The organism is Pseudarthrobacter sp. L19, assembly GCF_050859435.1.
In the GTDB taxonomy this organism is placed as follows: domain Bacteria; phylum Actinomycetota; class Actinomycetes; order Actinomycetales; family Micrococcaceae; genus Arthrobacter.
Map to the genome: position 1 here is coordinate 1,833,689 of NZ_CP193935.1, position 17,789 is coordinate 1,851,477.

Consider the following 17,789-nt stretch of genomic DNA (forward strand, 5'->3'; position numbering starts at 1 on the left):
GGTCTGAGCGGACCGGCTGGCCTGTACGCCGGCGCCGGTCAGCGCGCGCCGGCGGCCCCGAGCCCGGCCTAGCCGGAACTAGATCCCGGCCTAGCCCCGCCTAGAAACCGTGGCTGAGGACCAGTCCAATGGAGAACAGCGCCGCGTAGCCGAGGTTGATCAGGCCGGTCTGCTTCAGCACCGGGATCAGGCTCTTGCGGCGCCGGCCGGCGATCATCAGCCAGGACGGCATCAGGCTGGCCGGGATCAGCAGCAGCACGATCAGCATCCACGGCTTCGCCGGAGCCAGCACGATCACCAGCAGGATGGCGACGGCCAGCATGAGCACGTAGCTTTCCCGGGCGTGCTTGTCGCCGAGGCGCACGGCGAGGGTCTTCTTGCCCGCCACCGTGTCTGTGGGGATGTCCCGGACGTTGTTGGCCATCAGCAGCGCGCAGGCGATCAGGCCGGTGCCGATCGCACCGATGACCGCCGCGAGGCTGACCTGACCGGCCTGCGTGTACGTGGTGCCGAGCGTGGCCACCAGGCCGAAGAAGACGAAGACGAACAGGTCGCCGAGGCCCAGGTACCCGTAGGGGTTCTTGCCACCGGTGTAGCCCCAGGCGGCCAGGACGCAGCCCACGCCCACCAGGATCAGCCACCACGCCTGCGTGATGATGACCAGCACCAGCCCGAACAGCATGGCCAGGCCGAAGGCCCCGAAGGCCGCCCGCTTCACCAGGGCCGGTTCCGCGGCGCCGGATCCCACCAGCCGGAGCGGGCCCACGCGGTCCTCGTCGGTGCCGCGGATTCCATCGGAGTAGTCGTTCGCGAAGTTCACGCCGATCTGCAGGAACAGCGCCACCAGGGCCGCCAGCAGGGCATTCACCGGACGGAACGCGTCCATCTCGTAGGCGGCGGCCGACCCGATCAGCACCGGCGCGATCGCGGCCGGGAGGGTGCGGGGACGGGCGCCCTGGATCCATTGTGCGGCTGTGGCCACGTTCAGTACCTCGTTGCTTGGGGGGTGGCGGCCTGCTGGGGAACAAGCCTGGTGGAAGCTTTTACTATTTTCCCTGATGCAGGGCGTCCAGCCGAATGGCCATGCCCAGCCGGTTCGGTTTCCCGTTGGGGAGCATCAGCAATTCGTCGGCGATGTGGACGGTCTTGGGCGCCAGCGCGCCCGTCAGCGGACCCGCCGGGCCGGAGTCCAGAAGGGCGCGGAAGTCCGCCGCAGCCTCGTCGGATCCGTCGGTCAGGACCACGTACGCGGCCAGTGCCTGCCCCCATTCGGCGGAGGGGACGCCGGTCACGAACGCCGCACGGACGCCGTCGAGCCGTTCGAGTTCCGCCTGCACGTGCGCGGCCGAGACCTTGACGCCGCCGGTGATGACGACGTCGTCCGCGCGGCCCTGCACCGTGAGGGTTCCGTCGGGGGCCAGGGTGCCGAGGTCGTTGGTGCGGTACCAGCGGAGGCCGTCGCGTTCGACGAAGGCCGCCGCCGTCAGGTCGGGCTCGCCCAGGTACCCGGCGGCCACCGTGGCGCCGCCGAGCAGGATCCGCCCGTCAGCGTCGACCGCCACCTCGACGCCCTCCAGCGGGACGCCGTCGTAGACGCAGCCGCCGCTGGTTTCGGCCGAGCCGTAGGTGGTGACCACGCGGACGCCCGCCTCCCGGGCCGTGGCCAGCAGCTCCGGCGACGCCGGCGCGCCGCCAAGCAGGACGGCGTTGAAGCGACGCAGCGCGGCCAGCGTTTCGGCCGACGGGTCATCGAGCAGCCGCTGCAGCTGGGTGGGCACCAGGGAGGTGTAGCGGAGGGTGTCGGTCAGCTCCCCGGCGGCTGCGGTGAACGCCTCGGGGGTGAATTTGTCGGAGAGGTCCATGGCCCAGGGCCGGGTGCCGGCGAAGAGCGAGCGGACCAGCACCTGCACTCCGGCCACGAACTGCACCGGCAGCGCCAGCAGCCACTGGCCCTCGCCGCGGAGCGCGATCGCAGTCGCCATCGAGGAGGCGGCGAGCGCATCGACGGTAAGGATGGTGGCCTTGGGGGTGCCGGTGGACCCGGAGGTGCGGACCACGACGGCGGCGCCCTCCACTCCGGGGACGTCCACGGAGCGGGCCACGGGGGAGCCGTCCGGGCCGGCCGAGAGCTCGACGGCGGGGCCCTCCCCGCCGAGGGCGGCGGCGAGGGCGGTCAGGACCTGGTCCAGGTTTGGCGGGGCGGCAGTCATGGCGGGCCTAGAAGTAGTAGGGGAACTGGGACCAGTCCGGGTCCCGCTTTTCCAGGAAGGCTTCCTTGCCCTCCACCGCCTCGTCGGTCATGTACGCCAGACGGGTGGCCTCGCCGGCGAACACCTGCTGTCCGGCCAGGCCGTCGTCGGCGAGGTTGAAGGCGAACTTGAGCATCCGGATGGCCTGCGGGGACTGCCGGGCGATGTCCGACGCGTACTCAAGCGCCACCTCTTCGAGCCGCTCGTGGTCCACGGCCTCGTTCACGGCGCCCATCCGGACCATGTCCTCGGCGGAATATTCGCGGGCCAGGAAGAAGATCTCGCGGGCGGCCTTCTGCCCGATCTGGCGCGCCAGCAGCGCCGAACCGTAGCCGGCGTCGAAGCTGCCGACGGTGGCGTCGGTCTGCTTGAACTTGCCGTGCTGGCGGGAGGCGATGGTGAGGTCGGAGACGACGTGCAGGGAGTGCCCGCCGCCGGCCGCCCAGCCGTTGACGACGGCGATAACCACCTTGGGCATGGTCCGCATCAGCCGCTGGACCTCCAGGATGTGCAGCCGGCCGGCGCGGGCCGGGTCGATGCTCTCCTGCGTCTCCCCATCGGCATAGCGGTACCCGTCCCGTCCCCGGATCCGCTGGTCACCGCCGGAGCAGAACGAGTGGCCGCCGTCCTTGGGGGAGGGGCCGTTGCCGGTCAGCAGCACCGTGGCCACATCCGGGGTCATCCGGGCGTGGTCCATCACGCGATAGAGCTCATCGACGGTGCCGGGACGGAACGCGTTGCGCACCTCAGGCCGGTTGAACGCGATCCGCACGGTGGGCAGGTCCCGGACCACGGTGCCGTCCGCGGCGCGCTCCACCTGCCGGTGGTAGGTCATGTCCTGCAGATCGAAACCGGACACGGTGCGCCACCGGGAGGGGTCGAAGACGTCGGATACCTTGGCGGGGATTTCGTTGCTCACAGACCGAGTCTAGTAATCGGCTCAGCTGATGCAGAACTCGTTCCCCTCGGGGTCCGCCATCGTGTACCAGGAATGCGGTCCCTCGTTGGCAGTCCAGAGGTAGGTGGCGCCGCGGGCCTCGAGGGCGGCGCGCGCCTCGTCCTTGTCACCACCGGCCAGGTTCACGTCCCAGTGGACCCGGTTCTTGACGGTCTTGGGTTCGGGGGCGGTCTGGAACAGGATCCTCCGCGTGGCCGGCCTGCTGGCCAGGTCCTCGGGCGGCCGGATGGCGGCGCCGGTCCGCCAGACCAGCTTCCCGCCGTGGCGGAGGGTGTCCGCCTCGGTTGCGAAGCCCTGCTCGATCATGGACCGGATGAAGTCCTCGTCCTGCGGCTCCACGGCCCAGTCAAGGGTCTCGGCCCACCAGTCGGCGAGGGCGTGCGGGTCAGTGCAGTCGACGGCGATCTGGATGTTCAGTGTCATGGCAGAAACCTACGACGGCGGCCCGCGGGGCGCCAGAGGCCGCGGCCCGGCAACCAGCCAGCTACTGCAGCCGGTCCAGGATGTCCGGCGGGATCGCGTAGATGAAGATGACGGCCAGCAGGTTCTTGGCCGCGTGCACGAAGTAGGAGAACATCAGGTTCCGGCCAGTCCAGACGTACACGAACACCAGGATGGCGCCCATCGCGATGTACGGCATCAGCACCGGGAGCGTCAGCGCCTCCTGGCCCACGATGTGCAGCCCCGCGAAGAGCACCACGGAAATTGCGCTGCAGACCCAGATGTTGAGCTTGCGGCTGAGTTTGCCGATCAGCAGATGCCGGAAGATATACTCCTCCACGAACGGGCCCACCACCACCAGCAGCGGCACCATCAGCCAGGCCGGCACCTGCTGCATCAGCGCCTGCAGCCCGGCCTGGTTGGCGGAGGTCTGCGGGGGCCCGGTCAGCGCCACGAGGACGGCGGTCAGGATCATGGCGGCCACCACGGATGCCGGCACCATCAGCAGGGTGAACCAGGGGCGGGTGGCCAGGACCTGCAGGTCCCGCCGGACCACGCGGCGTGCCGCGGTCAGCGCCAGCGCGCCGATCACGCCGTAGAAGACCAGGTTGATCGCGTACGACGCCGCGGCGGGGTTGGGGAGAGCTGCAGCACCACCGGCGTCAGCAGGTCCGCGGCGGTAGCAAAGAACGCGGCCACGGCCACGTAGATGCCCGCGGCGGTGAAATCCAGCCGGGAAAACAAATAGAAATCCGGTCGCGGTGCCGGGATGCGGCGGAGATCGGTGCCCATGGAAACAGACTATCCGGCGGCGGCCCGGTGTTGCCCCCGTCACGGCGGGGCCGGCCGAGCTAGTACGATAGATGAGCCGCGCGACGCCGAGCCGCAGCCGGCTCCGGTACCACCGGCTGCCCCGTTCGCCGGGCCGCCCCTGCTGCCGAACGCCCGGAAAACGCCGCCCTGTCCCGGCCAGATCCCCAACCGCAAGGAACAGCTGTGCCTCAAAGTACCTCCACAGACAAGCAAACCGCGGCCGCCCCCACCGCCGTCGACTCCTCCCTCAGCGCCGAGGGTTACAAGAAGTCGCTGAGCGGCCGCCAGGTCACCATGATCGCCATGGGCGGCGCCATCGGCGTCGGCCTCTTCATGGGAGCCGGCGGGCGCCTCGCCTCCACCGGCCCCGCCCTGGTTTTCTCCTACGCCATCGCCGGCGTCATCGCCTACCTGCTGATGCGGGCCCTCGGCGAGCTCATCATGTACCGCCAGACCTCCGGCTCCTTCGTCAGCTACGCCGGTGAGATGTTCGGCCGCAAGGGCGCCTACCTCTCCGGCTGGATGTACTTCATCAACTGGGCCATGACCGGCATCGCCGAACTGATCGCGATCGGCCTCTACTTCCAGTTCTTCTTCCCCAACGTCCCGGTCGAACTGACCGCGGTCGCCGCGCTGCTGCTCCTGGTGGGCGTCAACCTGCTCAGCGTGAAGGCGTTCGGCGAGTTCGAATTCTGGGCCTCCGTCCTGAAGGTCGGGGCCATTGTGATCTTCCTGGCCGTGGGCACCTTCATGGTGGTCACCAACGCCAAGGTGGGCGAGGGGCACGCCTCCGTCACCAACCTCTTCGCCGGCGACGGCGGCATGTTCCCCAAGGGCGCCCTGGTGATGATTCTGGTGCTCAACGCCGTGATCTTCGCCTACAACGCCATCGAACTGGTCGGCATCACCGCCGGTGAAATGGAGGACCCGGCCAAGGAGGTCCCCAAGGCCATCCGCGCCGTCGTCATCCGCATCGTGGTCTTTTACGTCGGCTCCGTGACCCTGCTGGCCATGCTGCTGCCCTCGGACCAATACAAGGCCGGGACCTCTCCGTTCGTCACCGTCTTCGGTCAGATGGGCCTGCCCTGGATGGGCGACGTGATGAACATGATCGTCATCACCGCGGCGCTGTCCTCCTGCAACTCGGGCCTGTACTCGATCGGCCGGATCTTCCGCACCATGGCCAACAACGGCCACGCCCCGCAGTGGCTGACCCGGATGTCCAAGACCCACGTGCCCTACGCCGCCATCCTGGCGATCGGCGCCGTCTACCTTGTCGGCATCCTGCTGAACATCTGGCTGGGCGGCTCGCACGCCTTCGACCTGGCCCTGAACACGGCCTCGATCGGCGTCATCTTCACCTGGGGATCGATCTTCGCCAGCCAGATCGCACTGCGCAGGATCAAGGGCAACGACGCCTCCTCGCTGCCCATGCCGGGCTCCCCGTGGACCAGCTGGGCCGGCCTCGTGGCGCTGCTGGCCATCACCGTGCTGATCGGCTTCGACACCATGACCAGCAAGACCGGCGAGGTCTTCCAGCTGGGCCTCTGGACGCTGGCCACCATCCCGTTCTTCGCAGTGGTGCTGTGGCTGGGCTGGCAGAAGGTCAAGCACAACGCCCCGAAGAGCGAGCTCTACAGCTAGCTCCTCCCGTTCGGACGCACGGTTCGGACACACGGACGACGGCGGTCACCCGCGCTGCGGCGGGGTGGCCGCCGTCGCCGTTCAAGCCGCCGTCAGCCCTTGAGGTGCCGGGCGAAGTGATCCTCGATGCGCCGCCAGGCCTCCGGAGCCGACGTCGGGTCCGGGCCCACTCCCATCACGCGCAGCAGCGGGCGCAGCGGCCGCGGGCCGGCCTCGACGTCGTTGAGGAAGGCGTGCCCCGCCGTCGGGAACTCCTTCACGTCGTGACTGACGTTGAGCCGCTCCAGGACGTCGGTGAGCTTCTCCGCGGCTCCCGGCAGTCCCCGGTCCCGGCCGCCGTAGTTGGCGACGATCGGGCACGCCCCGGCCAGTTCCCGTTCCGGGTTGGAGGGCAGCTTGCCGTAGTTCACCGCGGCCGCGTCGAAGCCGTCGTTGGCCAGCAACAGGGCAAAGCCGCCGCCCATGCAGAAGCCGATCACGCCCACCTTCCCGTTGGTCCGGCCCGAGTCGAGAAGCCACCGCCGGGCCGCCTCGAGGTCGGCGAACGCCTTGCCCTGGCCCGAGGCCAGGGAGCGCATGGTGGAGACCAGGCATCGGCGCGCGCCCCGTCGCTGAAGAGGTCCACGGCCAGGGTGAGGTAGCCGGCGGCGGCCATCCGGTCCGCGTGGCGGACGGTGATGTCGTCCAGCCCGAAGACCTCGTGGATCATCAGCACCGCCGGGAAGGGACCTTCCCCGTCCGGGGTGGCCAAATAGCCCCGAAGCCTCGGGGAACCGTCCCGCCCGGCCGGGCCGAGGTCGACGTTGCGCAGGTCGGTACTGCCGGCGGTGGGGCGGTTGGCGGTGCTGGCCACGGGGGCTCCTCGGTTCATCGGTGCGGGGCGGTGTACTGGCTGGGTGAGGGATAAAAAACGACGCCGGGCACGCCCCCAAAGGAGCGCCCGGCGTCGTCGGTCATCGCGGCGGGACGGCTAGTCTCGCCGGACCGCGTCCTTGACGTTCTCGCCAACCTTCTTGGCATCCGAGACCACCTGGTCCTTCTGGCCTTCGGCCTTCAGGCGGTCGTTGCCGGTGGCGGTTCCGGCAGCCTCCTTGGCCTTGCCACCAAGGTGCTGCGCTTCGTGCTGAATCTTGTCGCCGAGACCCATGGGGAACCGCCCTTCTCTCCGGTTGACTGCTTCGGTTCCAGCATAAGCAAAGCATGCTTACTAGTTCAAGTCTTTTCCGGTCAGCGCTAGGCTCGACGTCATGAAACCCGGTAAGCCCCGAATCACCGCACCGCGCCTCCCGGACCTCCGGCTGGATGATCTCCAGGAGGACGCGGACCCTGACTTCCGCCGCGGGGAGCGCTACGAGGGCCGCGCCTACCGGCAGGCCGTGGCCGACGGGCTGGACCTTGCAGGTACGGACTTCGTCGAGTGCTCGTTCGCCGGGGTCTCCTTCCACGAGACGCAGCTGCGCGGCGCCGGGTTCCGGGACTGCGTCCTGTCCGACCCGAATGCGCCCGTGCTTACCGCCGCCCGGGCGGGGCTGACGGAGGTGGAGATCCGCAATCCGCGCTGGGGCTCCGCCGAACTCTACGAGGGGCGCTGGCAATCGGTGCGGGTCGACGGCGGAAAGCTCGACTACGTCAACCTCCGCGGCGCCACCCTGGTGGACGTGCAGATCAGCGACTGCATCATCGGGGAGTTGGACCTTGGCGCGGCCGCGGCCACCCGGGTGGTCCTGAAGGACTGCACCATCGGAGCGCTGGACTTCACCGGCGCCCGGCTCAAGGACGTGGACCTGCGCGGCAGTGAATTCCGCGCGGTCAGCGGCCTGGGCAGCGTGGCCGGGCTGGTGGTTGACGAGCGCCAGCTGGACCTGCTCGCGCCGCTGCTGGCCGCGCACCTGGGGATCACCGTCGCCTGAGCCGTAGGGGATCTGCCGGAACGTCATGCAGGCGTCCCCGGTTGACCCTCTTGACCCGCCGTGTAATCTTTATAGAACGAACGGTCGGTAATTTATTCTGCTGCCGGCCCCCTCTCTGGTGAAGGATGTTCTCATGGTCGAGGCTTTTCTCGTTGGCGGTGCCCGCACCGCGGTTGGCCGGTACGGGGGAGCCCTGTCCGGGGTCCGTCCCGATGACCTGGCGGCGCTGGTGGTCCGTGAGGCCGTCGCCCGCGCCGGCGTCGATCCGGACGCAGTGGAGGAGGTCATCCTCGGCAACGCCAACGGAGCCGGCGAGGAAAACCGCAACGTCGCCCGGATGGCCACATTGCTGGCCGGACTCCCGCTGCACATCCCCGGAATCACCGTCAACCGGCTCTGTGCCTCCGGCCTGAGCGCCATCATCATGGCCAGCCACATGATCAAGGCCGGCGCCGCGGACATCGTGATCGCAGGCGGCGTCGAGTCCATGAGCCGCGCGCCCTGGGTGCAGGAAAAGCCGCAGACAGCCTTCGCCAAGCCCGGCGAGATCTTCGACACCTCCATCGGCTGGCGCTTCACCAACCCGCTGTTCCAGAAGGGCGAGCTCTCCCGCGACGGGAAGATGACCTACTCCATGCCGGAAACCGCGGAGGAGGTGGCCCGGGTCGACGGGATCACCCGGGACGACGCCGACGCGTTCGCCGTCCGCTCGCACGAACGGGCCCTCGCCGCGATCGCCGCAGGCCGGTTCGCCGACGAAATCGTTCCCGTCACCGTCAAGACCCGCAAGGGCGAGACCGTGGTGGACACCGACGAGGGCCCCCGCCCCGGCACCACCGCAGAGGTGCTCGCCGGGCTGCGCCCCGTCGTCGCGGGCGGCTCGGTGGTCACCGCGGGCAACTCCTCCACCCTCAACGACGGCGCCTCCGCGATCATCGTCGCCTCCGAGGCTGCCATCCGGAAGCTCGGCCTGACCCCGCGGGCCCGCATCGTCGCCGGCGCCTCCGCCGGCTGCGAGCCCGAGATCATGGGCATTGGCCCGGTCCCGGCCACCCGCAAGGCCCTCGCGGCTGCCGGGCTGGACGTCGGCGACCTCGGCGCCGTCGAACTCAACGAAGCCTTCGCCACCCAGTCGCTGGCCAGCATGCGCCGGCTGGACCTGGACCCGGAGATCGTGAACCGCGACGGCGGCGCGATCTCCCTGGGCCACCCGCTGGGCTCCTCCGGCTCGCGGATCGCCATCACCCTGCTGGGCCGGATGGAGCGCGAGAACGCCAAGGTGGGCCTCGCCACCATGTGCGTGGGCGTCGGACAGGGCACCGCGATGCTGCTGGAGCGCGTCTAATGGCCGCCGACGGCTTGGACACCACAGGCTTCGCCACGCTCCTGATCGAGGAGCGCCCCGACCGGCTGGTAGTGCTGCTCAACCGGCCCGAGGTCCGCAACGCCATCGACCAGCAGATGGTCGACGAGCTTCACCGGGTCTGCGCCTACCTGGAACAGGCCCCCAAGGTGCTGATCATCGCCGGGACCCATGGCGTGTTCGCCTCAGGCGCGGACATCGCGCAGCTGCGCGAACGCCGCCGCGACGACGCACTGCAGGGCATCAACTCGACGATCTTCGTCCGGATCGCCAAGCTGCCCATGCCGGTCATCGCGGCCCTCGACGGCTTCTGCCTCGGCGGCGGCGCGGAGCTGGCCTACGCCGCCGACTTCCGCATCGGCACCCCCGGGGTCCGGATCGGCAACCCCGAAACCGGCCTGGGCATCCTGGCCGCGGCCGGAGCCAGCTGGCGGCTCAAGGAACTCGTCGGCGAGCCCGTGGCGAAGGAAATCCTGCTGGCCGGGACCGTCCTGCGCGCCGACCGGGCCCTCGCCGTCGGCCTCATCACCGAAGTCCACGACCCGGACCGGCTCATTGATGCCGCCCACGATCTCGCGGACCGGATCGGCCGGCAGGACCCGCTGGCGGTGCGGATCACCAAGTCCGTCTTCCACGCCCCCGCCGAGGCGCACCCGCTGATCGACCAGCTGGCCCAGGGCATCCTCTTCGAATCCCAGGCCAAGTTCGACCGGATGCAGGCGTTCCTCGACAAGAAGAGCGCCAAAACAACTTCCACACCTCAAGACCAGCACGACGGGACGAAGTAACCATGAGCAATTCCGCACAGTCCGCCCCCACGTCCGACGGCGTTCTTCCCCGGTTCGTCGGGGTGCTCGGCGGCGGCCGCATGGGCGCCGGCATCGCCCACGCCTTCCTGATCAAGGGCTCGGACGTGCTGGTGGTCGAACGCGACGAGCAGTCGGCCGAGGCCGCCCGCGAGCGGGTTGAGTCAGCCGCCGCCAAGAGCATCGAGCGCGGCGCCGTCGACGGCAACCTCGACGAGATGGTCTCCCGCCTCGCCGTCTCCGTGGATTACGACGACTTCAAGGACCGTCAGCTGGTGGTCGAGGCCGTTCCCGAGGACTGGGACCTCAAGGTCGCCTCGCTGCGCGGCATCGAGGAGCGCCTGGCCGACGACGCGTACCTCGCCTCCAACACCTCCTCGCTCTCCGTAAACGGGCTGGCGCGCGAACTGGGCCGGCCGCAGAATTTCCTGGGCCTGCACTTCTTCAACCCGGTGCCGGCTTCCACCCTGATCGAGGTGGTCCTGGGCGAGCAGACTTCGGACGCTGTGGCCGCCGCGGCGCGCGGCTGGGTCGAGGCGCTCGGCAAGACCGCCGTCGTCGTCAATGACGCCCCCGGCTTCGCATCCTCCCGGCTGGGTGTCGCGATCGCGCTGGAAGCGATGCGCATGGTCGAGGAAGGCGTCGCGTCCGCCGAGGACATCGACAACGCCATGGTCCTGGGTTACAAGCACCCCACCGGCCCGCTCCGGACCACGGACATCGTGGGCCTGGACGTCCGCCTCCGCATCGCCGAGTATCTCGCCTCGACCCTGGGCGAGCGTTTCGCGCCGCCGCAGATCCTGCGCGACAAGGTGGCCCGGGGCGAGCTCGGCCGGAAGACCGGCAAGGGATTCTTCGACTGGAACAGCTGAACCGGCCCCAGCAGGCCGTCTTCCCGGCCCCTTGGAGGCCGCGGCGCCTAGTTGGAGTGCGTGGCCAGTGAGTCCAGCGTCCGCTTCATCCCGTCCATGGCCGGGTCCGCGAGCTTCTGGAACATGGGCCGGGCGATCGGCTCGGCCAGCTTCATCCAGCCCTTGAGCTGGAATTCCGCGGTGTAGTTGACCTCGCTGCCGGAGCCGGCGGGCCGGACCTCAATGGTGTCCACCGAGATGACGCTCTTGTTCTCACCGCGGAGCACGATCTCGGAACCGGAGAGCTTCACCACCTCGTAGGTCAGGCTCTGGCGCTTGCCGCGGAACTCTGCCTCCGCATGGTAGCGGTGGCCCACTGCGACCGGGCCGTCGGTGAGCTTCTTGACCACCGGCGTACCGGGGTCCCACTCGGGCGTGTGCTCGAAGGCGGAGAGGTAGGCGAAGGCCTTGCCGGCCTCCAGCGGGGTGCGGACCGTGCCGGTGACTGTGATCATGGGCCCAGCCTACCCACGGCGTCCAGCCCCGGCCGGGGTCCGCCGCGGCCGCGGGCCTAGGATGGTGCCGTGAACCCCTTCCAGCCGCTCACCCTGACCGGCCGCTACGTCGCCCTCGAACCCCTGGACCACAGCCACCACGACGGGCTGGTGGACGCCGTTCGGGACGGGGAGCTGTGGAAGCTCTGGTACACCGCGGTCCCCGCCCCGGAGGCCATGGGTGCCGAGATCGACCGGCGGCTGACGCTGCAGGCGGCAGGCTCCATGCTGCCGTTCACCACCCGGCTGCTCGATCCCGCCACCGGCGAACCCGGCCGGATCATCGGCATGACCACCTACATGAACATCGACGCCGCCGTGCCCCGGGTGGAGATCGGCTCCACCTGGAACGCCGCGTCCGCGCACGGCACCGGCAGCAACCCCGACTCCAAGCTGCTGCTGCTCCGGCACGCCTTCGAGACCCTGGGCTGCCCCGCCGTCGAATTCCGCACGCACTGGCTCAACCACCAGTCCCGCGAAGCGATCGCCCGGCTCGGTGCCAAACAGGACGGGGTGCTGCGCAGCCACACCAGGAGCGCCGACGGCGCGTTGCGGGACACCGTGGTGTTCTCGATCCTGGAGCACGAATGGCCCATGGTCCGGAACAACCTGGAGTACCGCCTCGCCCGGCAGCGGCCCGGCAGGGAACCGGCCCAATGAGCGCGGACGGAGCCGTGGGTGGGGCGGTCACCTGGGACGGGGCGGTCAACGCCTGGCACGTGGGCGGGGCGGTGTACCGGATGGGCCGCCGCGAGTGGCTCACCGAGGCCGGCTGGCGGCAGGCGTACGACGCCGGGATCCGCACCGTCATCGACCTGCGCAACCCGGAGGAGATCCACCGCCGCGAGACGGATCCACGGGTGCCGGAGACGGCGCTGGCGCCGTTCGACGTCGTGCACGCCCCCACCGAGGACCCCGCCAACGAGGAATTCCGGGCCCTCTGCGTGCCCTACTTGAACGACCCCGCGTCCTACCCGGACAATGCCCGGCTTTTCCCGGACCGGATGGTCCGGGTGTTCCGGGCCATCGCGGCCGCGCCCGCCGGCGTCGTGCTGCACTGCTCCGCCGGCCGGGACCGCAGCGGCATGATCGCTGCGATGCTCCAGGACCTCGCCGGGGCGGGGGAGGACGCCATCGTGCTGGCCTACGAACGGGCCATGCGTGGTATCAACGAACACCACCGCGTCTCCCTGGTGAAGCACCCGCACGAGCGCTACCTGACCGAGGACGAACTGGCACCGCTGCTCGCCACCCGGCAGGCCAGCCTCCTTGGTTTCCTGCGCAACCTCAGGACTTCCACATTTTTGGGCCACAATGGCGTAACGGAAGGGGAGCTGGCGGCCATTCGGGCCAAACTCGGACGCTAAAGTGACCGGGTGAAGATAGCAAAACGCGTTCCTGCGCTGCGGATGACGGCCGCCGTGGCCGTCGCGCTCGCCGGAGCGTCCCTGGCCGTTCCCGCGCTCGCCGAAACGGGCTCCGTCCAGCCGGCGCCCGCCGCCGCCTCCAGCCCTTCGGCCTCTGCCGGGGCGACGGCGGCTCCGACGACGTCGCCCGTGACGGCTTCTACCGCGACTGCTACTCCCACACCTGCTTCTCCCTCGCCGACGGCTACCGCGCCCACGACGCAACCGGCCCCGGGCATCAGTGCGGACGGCCTCGCCGAGGCGACCCTCCGCGACCTCGGCATGACCCTTGAGCAGTTCAACGCCGCCGGTGAGCTCGCCCGCCGCGCCGCTGACGCGCTGCCCTCCCTGTCCGGGCTGCCCGGCTACGTCGGGATCAGCATCAACAACGGCAGGATCATCGTCGACGGACAGGGCGCCGAGCTGCAGGCCCGGGTGGATGCCCTCAACGCGGCCGGCCCCACGGCCGTGTTCACGCTCGCAGCCCCGGCAGCGCCGGCCCCGGCACCGAGCGCCGCCGACCTTATTGCTGCCAGCACCGACCAGCTCTTCGCCGCCTACGTCCGCGACGTCGGACCCGCAGGACTGCAGGCCGTGGCGTACGCCGGCGGCCACTTCGTCATCCGCACCGGCGGCGTGACCGCCGCCGAGGAAACTTCCTCCACCCCCGCCCCGGCTCCCGCGGCGACGGCCACGCCCGCTCCCACCGCGGGAGCGACGAACGTCCCGGCGGGCATAAGCCCGGCCCTGACCACCGCCGCGCCCGGCAAGATCTCCCCCGCGGCGTTCGTGGCCCGCTACAAGAACGTCCAGCTGGAGAAGTCCGCCCCGATCACCACCGAGGCCAGCACCGATTACTTCGGCGGCCAGGGCTACGTCACGGATGTGAGCACCATCTGCTCCGCCGGCTTCGGCGTCTATGATCCGACCGGGCTCCCGCTGATCCTGACCGCCGGCCACTGCGCCGAAGACGGCATCAGCAAGACCACCACCGTGGAGCCGCCCGCCGCATCAACGGCGGGCGGGGCGACCACGCCCCTTCCGACCACCCGCGACCCGCTGGGCACCTTTGGCTTCAGCCAGTTCGGCGGCCCTGGCAACACCGCCATCACGGGAACGCAGGACAACCCGGGCAACATCGGCACCGACATCGCCGTCATCCAGGGCCTCGCCGCCGGCGTCACGCCCCGGCCCGCTGCCACCACCTGGGACAACGTGGCCAACCCGGCGCCGTCGTCGGTCAGGATCATCGGCACACTCGCCCCCGTCCAGGGCCAGGCGGTCTGCCACTCGGGCCGGACCAGCGGTTGGAAGTGCGGCACTGTCGACACCGTGGGCATCATGCTCATCCCGGGCCGGTCCAGCCTTGCGCCGAACTACGACAACGATCTGCGCGCTGTCCGTGCGTTCGACTCGTCCACGGTGAAGTCCGCCGGCGGCGACTCCGGCGGCCCCTGGGTCAGCGGCAACTTCGCCGTCGGCACCCACACCGGGGCCGAGACCCAAAAACGGGACCCAGCTGCGCGCCATCGCCGCCACCCTAAAGGACGCCATGGATACGGTCCCACTCAAGGACAACGTCCAGCTGCAGTTGTTCCTCAACGCACCGCAACTCGACGGGACCGCCAGCGGCGCCACCCTTCAGCCGGGCACCACGATCCACGGCCGTGTCGCGGCCGCCCCCGCGTCCGCCGTCGCCGCCGGCTCCTCGGTCCGCCTGACCCGCGACGGCTCCAGCGTCGACCTTCCGGTGGACAAGGATGGAAACTGGTCCTTCGCCCTGCCGGCCACCGAAGTGAAGTACGCCTACACCGCGGCCACCGTCAACGGCTTCAGCCACTCGGAGACCACCGCGTTCGCCCTCACGGCCTCGGTACTGACCGCCCCCGCCATCACCACCCCCGCCGCGGTCCCCACAGCCTCGGCACCCGCCGTGATCGAGGGCACCGGAACGCCGGGCAACACCGTCGCGGTGACCGGCGCCATCACCGGCTCGGCCACGGTCGCCGCCGACGGCCGCTGGAGCGTCCCGTTCGGGAGCGGCCCGCTGTACGGCAAGCTCGCCGTCTCGGCGGTGCAGACCTCCCCGGGCCACGAGGACGGTCCCGCGGCCACTGCGGTATACCTGGTCCAGCCACCGGTCCCCGCCCTGGCACTGTCCCTCGACGGGGCCACGTTCCGGCAGGATGCGCTGCCCAAGACCATCTCCGGCACCGGGGTGGAGGGCGCCTCGGTCAGCGTGAGCATCGACGGCGTCCCGCTGGACGCCGGCCAGGGCAGCGGACCCGGCGTCGGTGGCAAGGCCGTCGCAGGGTCGCTGGCCCTGGCAGTCCTCGCCACCGGCGGGCACTGGTCCGTGCCGTTCCCCACGTGGCTGGCGGCGGGACAGCACACCCTGACCGTGTCGCAGTCCCTGGACGGCATCGCCTCCGCGCCGCTGTCCTCCACGTTCTCGATCAGCGCGCCGGTCGCGGCCGCCGCCGCGGCCGTGTCCCCGGACCGTTCCACCGGGACGCCCGTGCTCGCCAGCACCGGCGCCGGCGGACTGCTGCCCGCGGCCGGAGCCGCCGCGGCCGCGGTCCTGCTGGGCACCGGCATGCTGGTCCTGGGCCGCCGCCGGAAGCCGGCGGCGCCGGAGTCTGCCCGGTAGATCGGACACAACAAAGCCCGGCGGGACGGGCCCATTGGAAACCATCCAGGGTCCGGTCCGGCCGGGCTTTGCGTTTAGCCGAAGTTCGCGACGTAGCTTGGCTTGCCCACCTCGCCGGTGGTCACCGGGGCGCCGGTGTCGTTGACCACGTGGTCCAACGTTCCCGCGCCCAGGTTCACGGTCAGCAGCCCGTGCAGCTTCACGCCCGGGGTAACCGGGACCTCGAAGCCGCGGGTGGCGTGGATCGAGGGATCCACGTTGGTGTAGACGTAGCTGCCGCCGCCCCAGAGTTCGTGCGACCGGACCGAATCGGCCACCTTGTACCCGGCCCAGCCGAGGACGCCGTCGTGCTGCCAGGCGGCCTGGTTCGGCGCGTCGTAGGGCAGTTCGTTCTGGAAGAAGACCGTCCGTCCGCGCTCGCCGTTCCAGGTCACATTGTACTTTTGGTAGTGCTCCACGAACAGGCCGGTGGCGGTGACGTCGTCGCCGTTGATGGTGACGCCGTTGTCCGCCGTGTTGGTGTCCCAGCCCACGCCGTTGCCGTGGTCCGCGCGCCAGGCCCAGATGTGGTCCAGGAGCACGCCGTCGCTGTTGACCTCGAGGCTGACGGAGGCCTTGCCCATGTGCGGGCCGCCGATGCGGAAGAACACGTCGTGCAGGGCCGTGGGGTTGGCCGGGTCGCCGTGCTTGCCGGAGGCGTCCGTGTGGGAGGCGTTACCCTTGGCCTTGCCCAGCCGCACCAGCGCCGGGGAGTTCACGGTGCCGGCGTCGATGGTGAGCCCGGCGACCTGGACGCCGGAGACGTCCGCGACCTCCAGCGGAACCGCGCCGCCGACGGCGGTCAGGGTGGTCATGCCGAGCCCGAGGACTACCGTGTCGGCACGCTTGACCTCGAGGGTGCGGTCGATGTTGTACACGCCCGGGGTGAAGAGCAGGTTCTTGCCGCGGGCCAGCTGGACGTTGATGTCCTTGGCCGAATCGGCGGGTGTGGCCACGTAGAAGTCGGAGAGCGGCACGCTGCGTCCCGCCGTCGGACCGTTCTCCCAGGTGGTGCCGGAGGAGTTCTGCCGCGCGGAGGGAACGAACACGCTGTAGCTGCCGGCGCCGTCGATGGCCAGGTACGGCTTTTCGCGGCTGACCGGGGTGCTGGCCAGTGTGGTGTACGGCGGGTCCGGGAAGGACTGCGCGGGTGCGCCGTTGACGCCGGAGAAGACCTGGTTCCAGACGGCGTTGGACCAGCCGCCGAGGCTGCTGTCGCGGACGTAGTACTGCTGCTGGGAGCCGTTGATCACGGACCCGGTCTTGGAGTCGGCGATGAAGCCGCCGCTGGCGTACTGCGGGCCGGCGGTGCAGTAATCCATCAGGGTGAGGTTTCCGCCGGTGACGTTGACCCGCCGCATCGGCGAGGCCTGCGATGCGGCCCAGAAGTTGGCCGAGGCGCGGCAGCCATCCAGGCCGGTGACGTTGATGGTGAGGTTGGAGACCGACCGCCAGAAGTTGTTCAGGGCGATGCAGTTGTCCGCGGTCAGGCAGCGGTTGTAGGTGTCCACGTGGCCGTTGATGGTCACATCGGTGGGGGAGTTGCCCAAACCCGCCACCTCGGTGGAGTAGCCCACCTGGATGATCAGCGGTGTCTGCGCGGTGCCGTAGGTGCCGGGCTTGAAGAGCAGCGAGTAGCGGTTCGTGCCCATCTCGTCGTCGACCTGCTGGGCGGCGATGGCGTCGACGGTGGCCTGGATCTGCGCCACCGGCATGCTCGGATCGAAGACCCGGACGTTGGGGCCGAACGCGGACGCGGCGCCGGGTGCCGGCTTGCCCACCGCGGCGGGCTGCGCCGGAGCGGTCTGTGCAGGAGCGGACTGCGCCCTAGTGGGCTGCGCCGCAGGGGTGGCGGGGGCTGCCGGGACGACGACGGCGGCTGGCGCGGGGACGGTCCCGGCGGGTACGGCGGCGGTGGCCGCGGTGCTGCCTGCCAAGGCCGCGGCGAGGGCGACGACGCCCCCGACGATCAGCCGGCCCGCGCCGTGCGGGGAGGTGCGGAGGCCCGGCGGGGACGCCGGGCGGGACGGGAAGTGGGCTAGCGGCATTGCTCGGCCTGCTCTCTGTGGGGGTGGCGGGGCTCCATGCGGAAGGTTGTGGGAGCG

16 protein-coding genes and 2 pseudogenes are annotated in these 17,789 nt (G+C 70.2%); 8 read left to right on the plus strand and 10 right to left on the minus strand.

What is annotated here, in order from left to right:
• Positions 1-100: 100 nt before the first annotated feature.
• From ACRQ5B_RS08725 to ACRQ5B_RS08745, 5 genes and pseudogenes are all read right to left on the minus strand, one after another.
• Positions 101-982: a 1,4-dihydroxy-2-naphthoate polyprenyltransferase gene (locus ACRQ5B_RS08725; RefSeq protein ID WP_412883932.1), complete on the minus strand. Its 882-nt coding sequence runs from the start codon at positions 980-982 to the stop codon at positions 101-103.
• A gap of 64 nt (positions 983-1,046) precedes the next feature.
• Entirely contained in the window at positions 1,047-2,210 is a 1,164-nt protein-coding gene (locus ACRQ5B_RS08730; protein WP_432393289.1) for an AMP-binding protein, read from the minus strand.
• A 7-nt stretch (positions 2,211-2,217) separates the two neighbouring features.
• Positions 2,218-3,168, minus strand: a complete 951-nt coding sequence (locus tag ACRQ5B_RS08735; protein ID WP_432393290.1) for a 1,4-dihydroxy-2-naphthoyl-CoA synthase — start codon at positions 3,166-3,168, stop codon at positions 2,218-2,220.
• A gap of 21 nt (positions 3,169-3,189) precedes the next feature.
• A complete protein-coding gene (locus tag ACRQ5B_RS08740; protein WP_432393291.1) occupies positions 3,190-3,630 on the minus strand; it encodes a VOC family protein in 441 nt (146 codons plus the stop codon).
• 61 nt (positions 3,631-3,691) lie between these two features.
• Positions 3,692-4,440: pseudogene (locus ACRQ5B_RS08745) on the minus strand (CPBP family intramembrane glutamic endopeptidase).
• 204 nt (positions 4,441-4,644) lie between these two features.
• Here ACRQ5B_RS08745 and ACRQ5B_RS08750 point away from each other — a divergent pair.
• A complete protein-coding gene (locus ACRQ5B_RS08750; protein ID WP_412883927.1) occupies positions 4,645-6,105 on the plus strand; it encodes an amino acid permease in 1,461 nt (486 codons plus the stop codon).
• A gap of 92 nt (positions 6,106-6,197) precedes the next feature.
• Here the strand turns inward: ACRQ5B_RS08750 and ACRQ5B_RS08755 are convergent.
• Both ACRQ5B_RS08755 and ACRQ5B_RS08760 read right to left on the minus strand, forming a co-directional pair.
• A pseudogene (locus tag ACRQ5B_RS08755) lies at positions 6,198-6,916 on the minus strand (dienelactone hydrolase family protein).
• A gap of 159 nt (positions 6,917-7,075) precedes the next feature.
• Positions 7,076-7,252, minus strand: a complete 177-nt coding sequence (locus ACRQ5B_RS08760; RefSeq protein WP_290256103.1) for a CsbD family protein — start codon at positions 7,250-7,252, stop codon at positions 7,076-7,078.
• Between the two features lie 100 nt (positions 7,253-7,352).
• On the opposite strand from ACRQ5B_RS08760, the gene ACRQ5B_RS08765 reads away from it, so the two are divergent.
• The 4 genes from ACRQ5B_RS08765 to ACRQ5B_RS08780 all read left to right on the plus strand — a co-directional run bounded on the left by ACRQ5B_RS08765 (position 7,353) and on the right by ACRQ5B_RS08780 (position 11,056).
• The gene (locus ACRQ5B_RS08765) at positions 7,353-8,015 is read left to right on the plus strand and encodes a pentapeptide repeat-containing protein (RefSeq protein WP_432393292.1); all 663 of its coding nucleotides are present in this window, start codon (positions 7,353-7,355) and stop codon (positions 8,013-8,015) included.
• 133 nt (positions 8,016-8,148) lie between these two features.
• Positions 8,149-9,360 (plus strand): thiolase family protein, encoded by a 1,212-nt coding sequence (locus ACRQ5B_RS08770; protein ID WP_432393293.1) that lies wholly within the window; start codon positions 8,149-8,151, stop codon positions 9,358-9,360.
• Entirely contained in the window at positions 9,360-10,166 is an 807-nt protein-coding gene (locus ACRQ5B_RS08775; RefSeq protein ID WP_432393294.1) for an enoyl-CoA hydratase/isomerase family protein, read from the plus strand. Before ACRQ5B_RS08770 ends, ACRQ5B_RS08775 begins: the two co-directional genes overlap by 1 nt.
• A gap of 2 nt (positions 10,167-10,168) precedes the next feature.
• The gene (locus ACRQ5B_RS08780) at positions 10,169-11,056 is read left to right on the plus strand and encodes a 3-hydroxyacyl-CoA dehydrogenase family protein (protein ID WP_432393295.1); all 888 of its coding nucleotides are present in this window, start codon (positions 10,169-10,171) and stop codon (positions 11,054-11,056) included.
• 47 nt (positions 11,057-11,103) lie between these two features.
• Here ACRQ5B_RS08780 and ACRQ5B_RS08785 read toward each other — a convergent pair whose 3' ends face one another.
• Entirely contained in the window at positions 11,104-11,550 is a 447-nt protein-coding gene (locus ACRQ5B_RS08785; protein ID WP_432393296.1) for an SRPBCC family protein, read from the minus strand.
• Between the two features lie 69 nt (positions 11,551-11,619).
• Between ACRQ5B_RS08785 and ACRQ5B_RS08790 the strand changes: the two genes are divergently transcribed.
• The gene (locus ACRQ5B_RS08790) at positions 11,620-12,249 is read left to right on the plus strand and encodes a GNAT family N-acetyltransferase (protein WP_432393297.1); all 630 of its coding nucleotides are present in this window, start codon (positions 11,620-11,622) and stop codon (positions 12,247-12,249) included.
• Positions 12,246-12,956 (plus strand): tyrosine-protein phosphatase, encoded by a 711-nt coding sequence (locus tag ACRQ5B_RS08795; RefSeq protein ID WP_432393298.1) that lies wholly within the window; start codon positions 12,246-12,248, stop codon positions 12,954-12,956. Before ACRQ5B_RS08790 ends, ACRQ5B_RS08795 begins: the two co-directional genes overlap by 4 nt.
• Before the next feature lie 956 nt (positions 12,957-13,912).
• On the opposite strand, the gene ACRQ5B_RS08800 is transcribed toward ACRQ5B_RS08795, so the two are convergent.
• Entirely contained in the window at positions 13,913-14,344 is a 432-nt protein-coding gene (locus ACRQ5B_RS08800; protein WP_432393299.1) for a hypothetical protein, read from the minus strand.
• Positions 14,345-14,547: 203 nt separating this feature from the next.
• On the opposite strand from ACRQ5B_RS08800, the gene ACRQ5B_RS08805 reads away from it, so the two are divergent.
• Positions 14,548-15,645 carry a hypothetical protein gene (locus ACRQ5B_RS08805; RefSeq protein WP_432393300.1) on the plus strand — a complete coding sequence of 366 codons (1,098 nt, stop codon included), beginning with the start codon at positions 14,548-14,550 and terminating at the stop codon, positions 15,643-15,645.
• A 74-nt stretch (positions 15,646-15,719) separates the two neighbouring features.
• Here the strand turns inward: ACRQ5B_RS08805 and ACRQ5B_RS08810 are convergent, their stop codons facing one another.
• Positions 15,720-17,732, minus strand: a complete 2,013-nt coding sequence (locus tag ACRQ5B_RS08810; protein WP_432393302.1) for an adenylyl cyclase — start codon at positions 17,730-17,732, stop codon at positions 15,720-15,722.
• Positions 17,733-17,789: the final 57 nt, after the last annotated feature.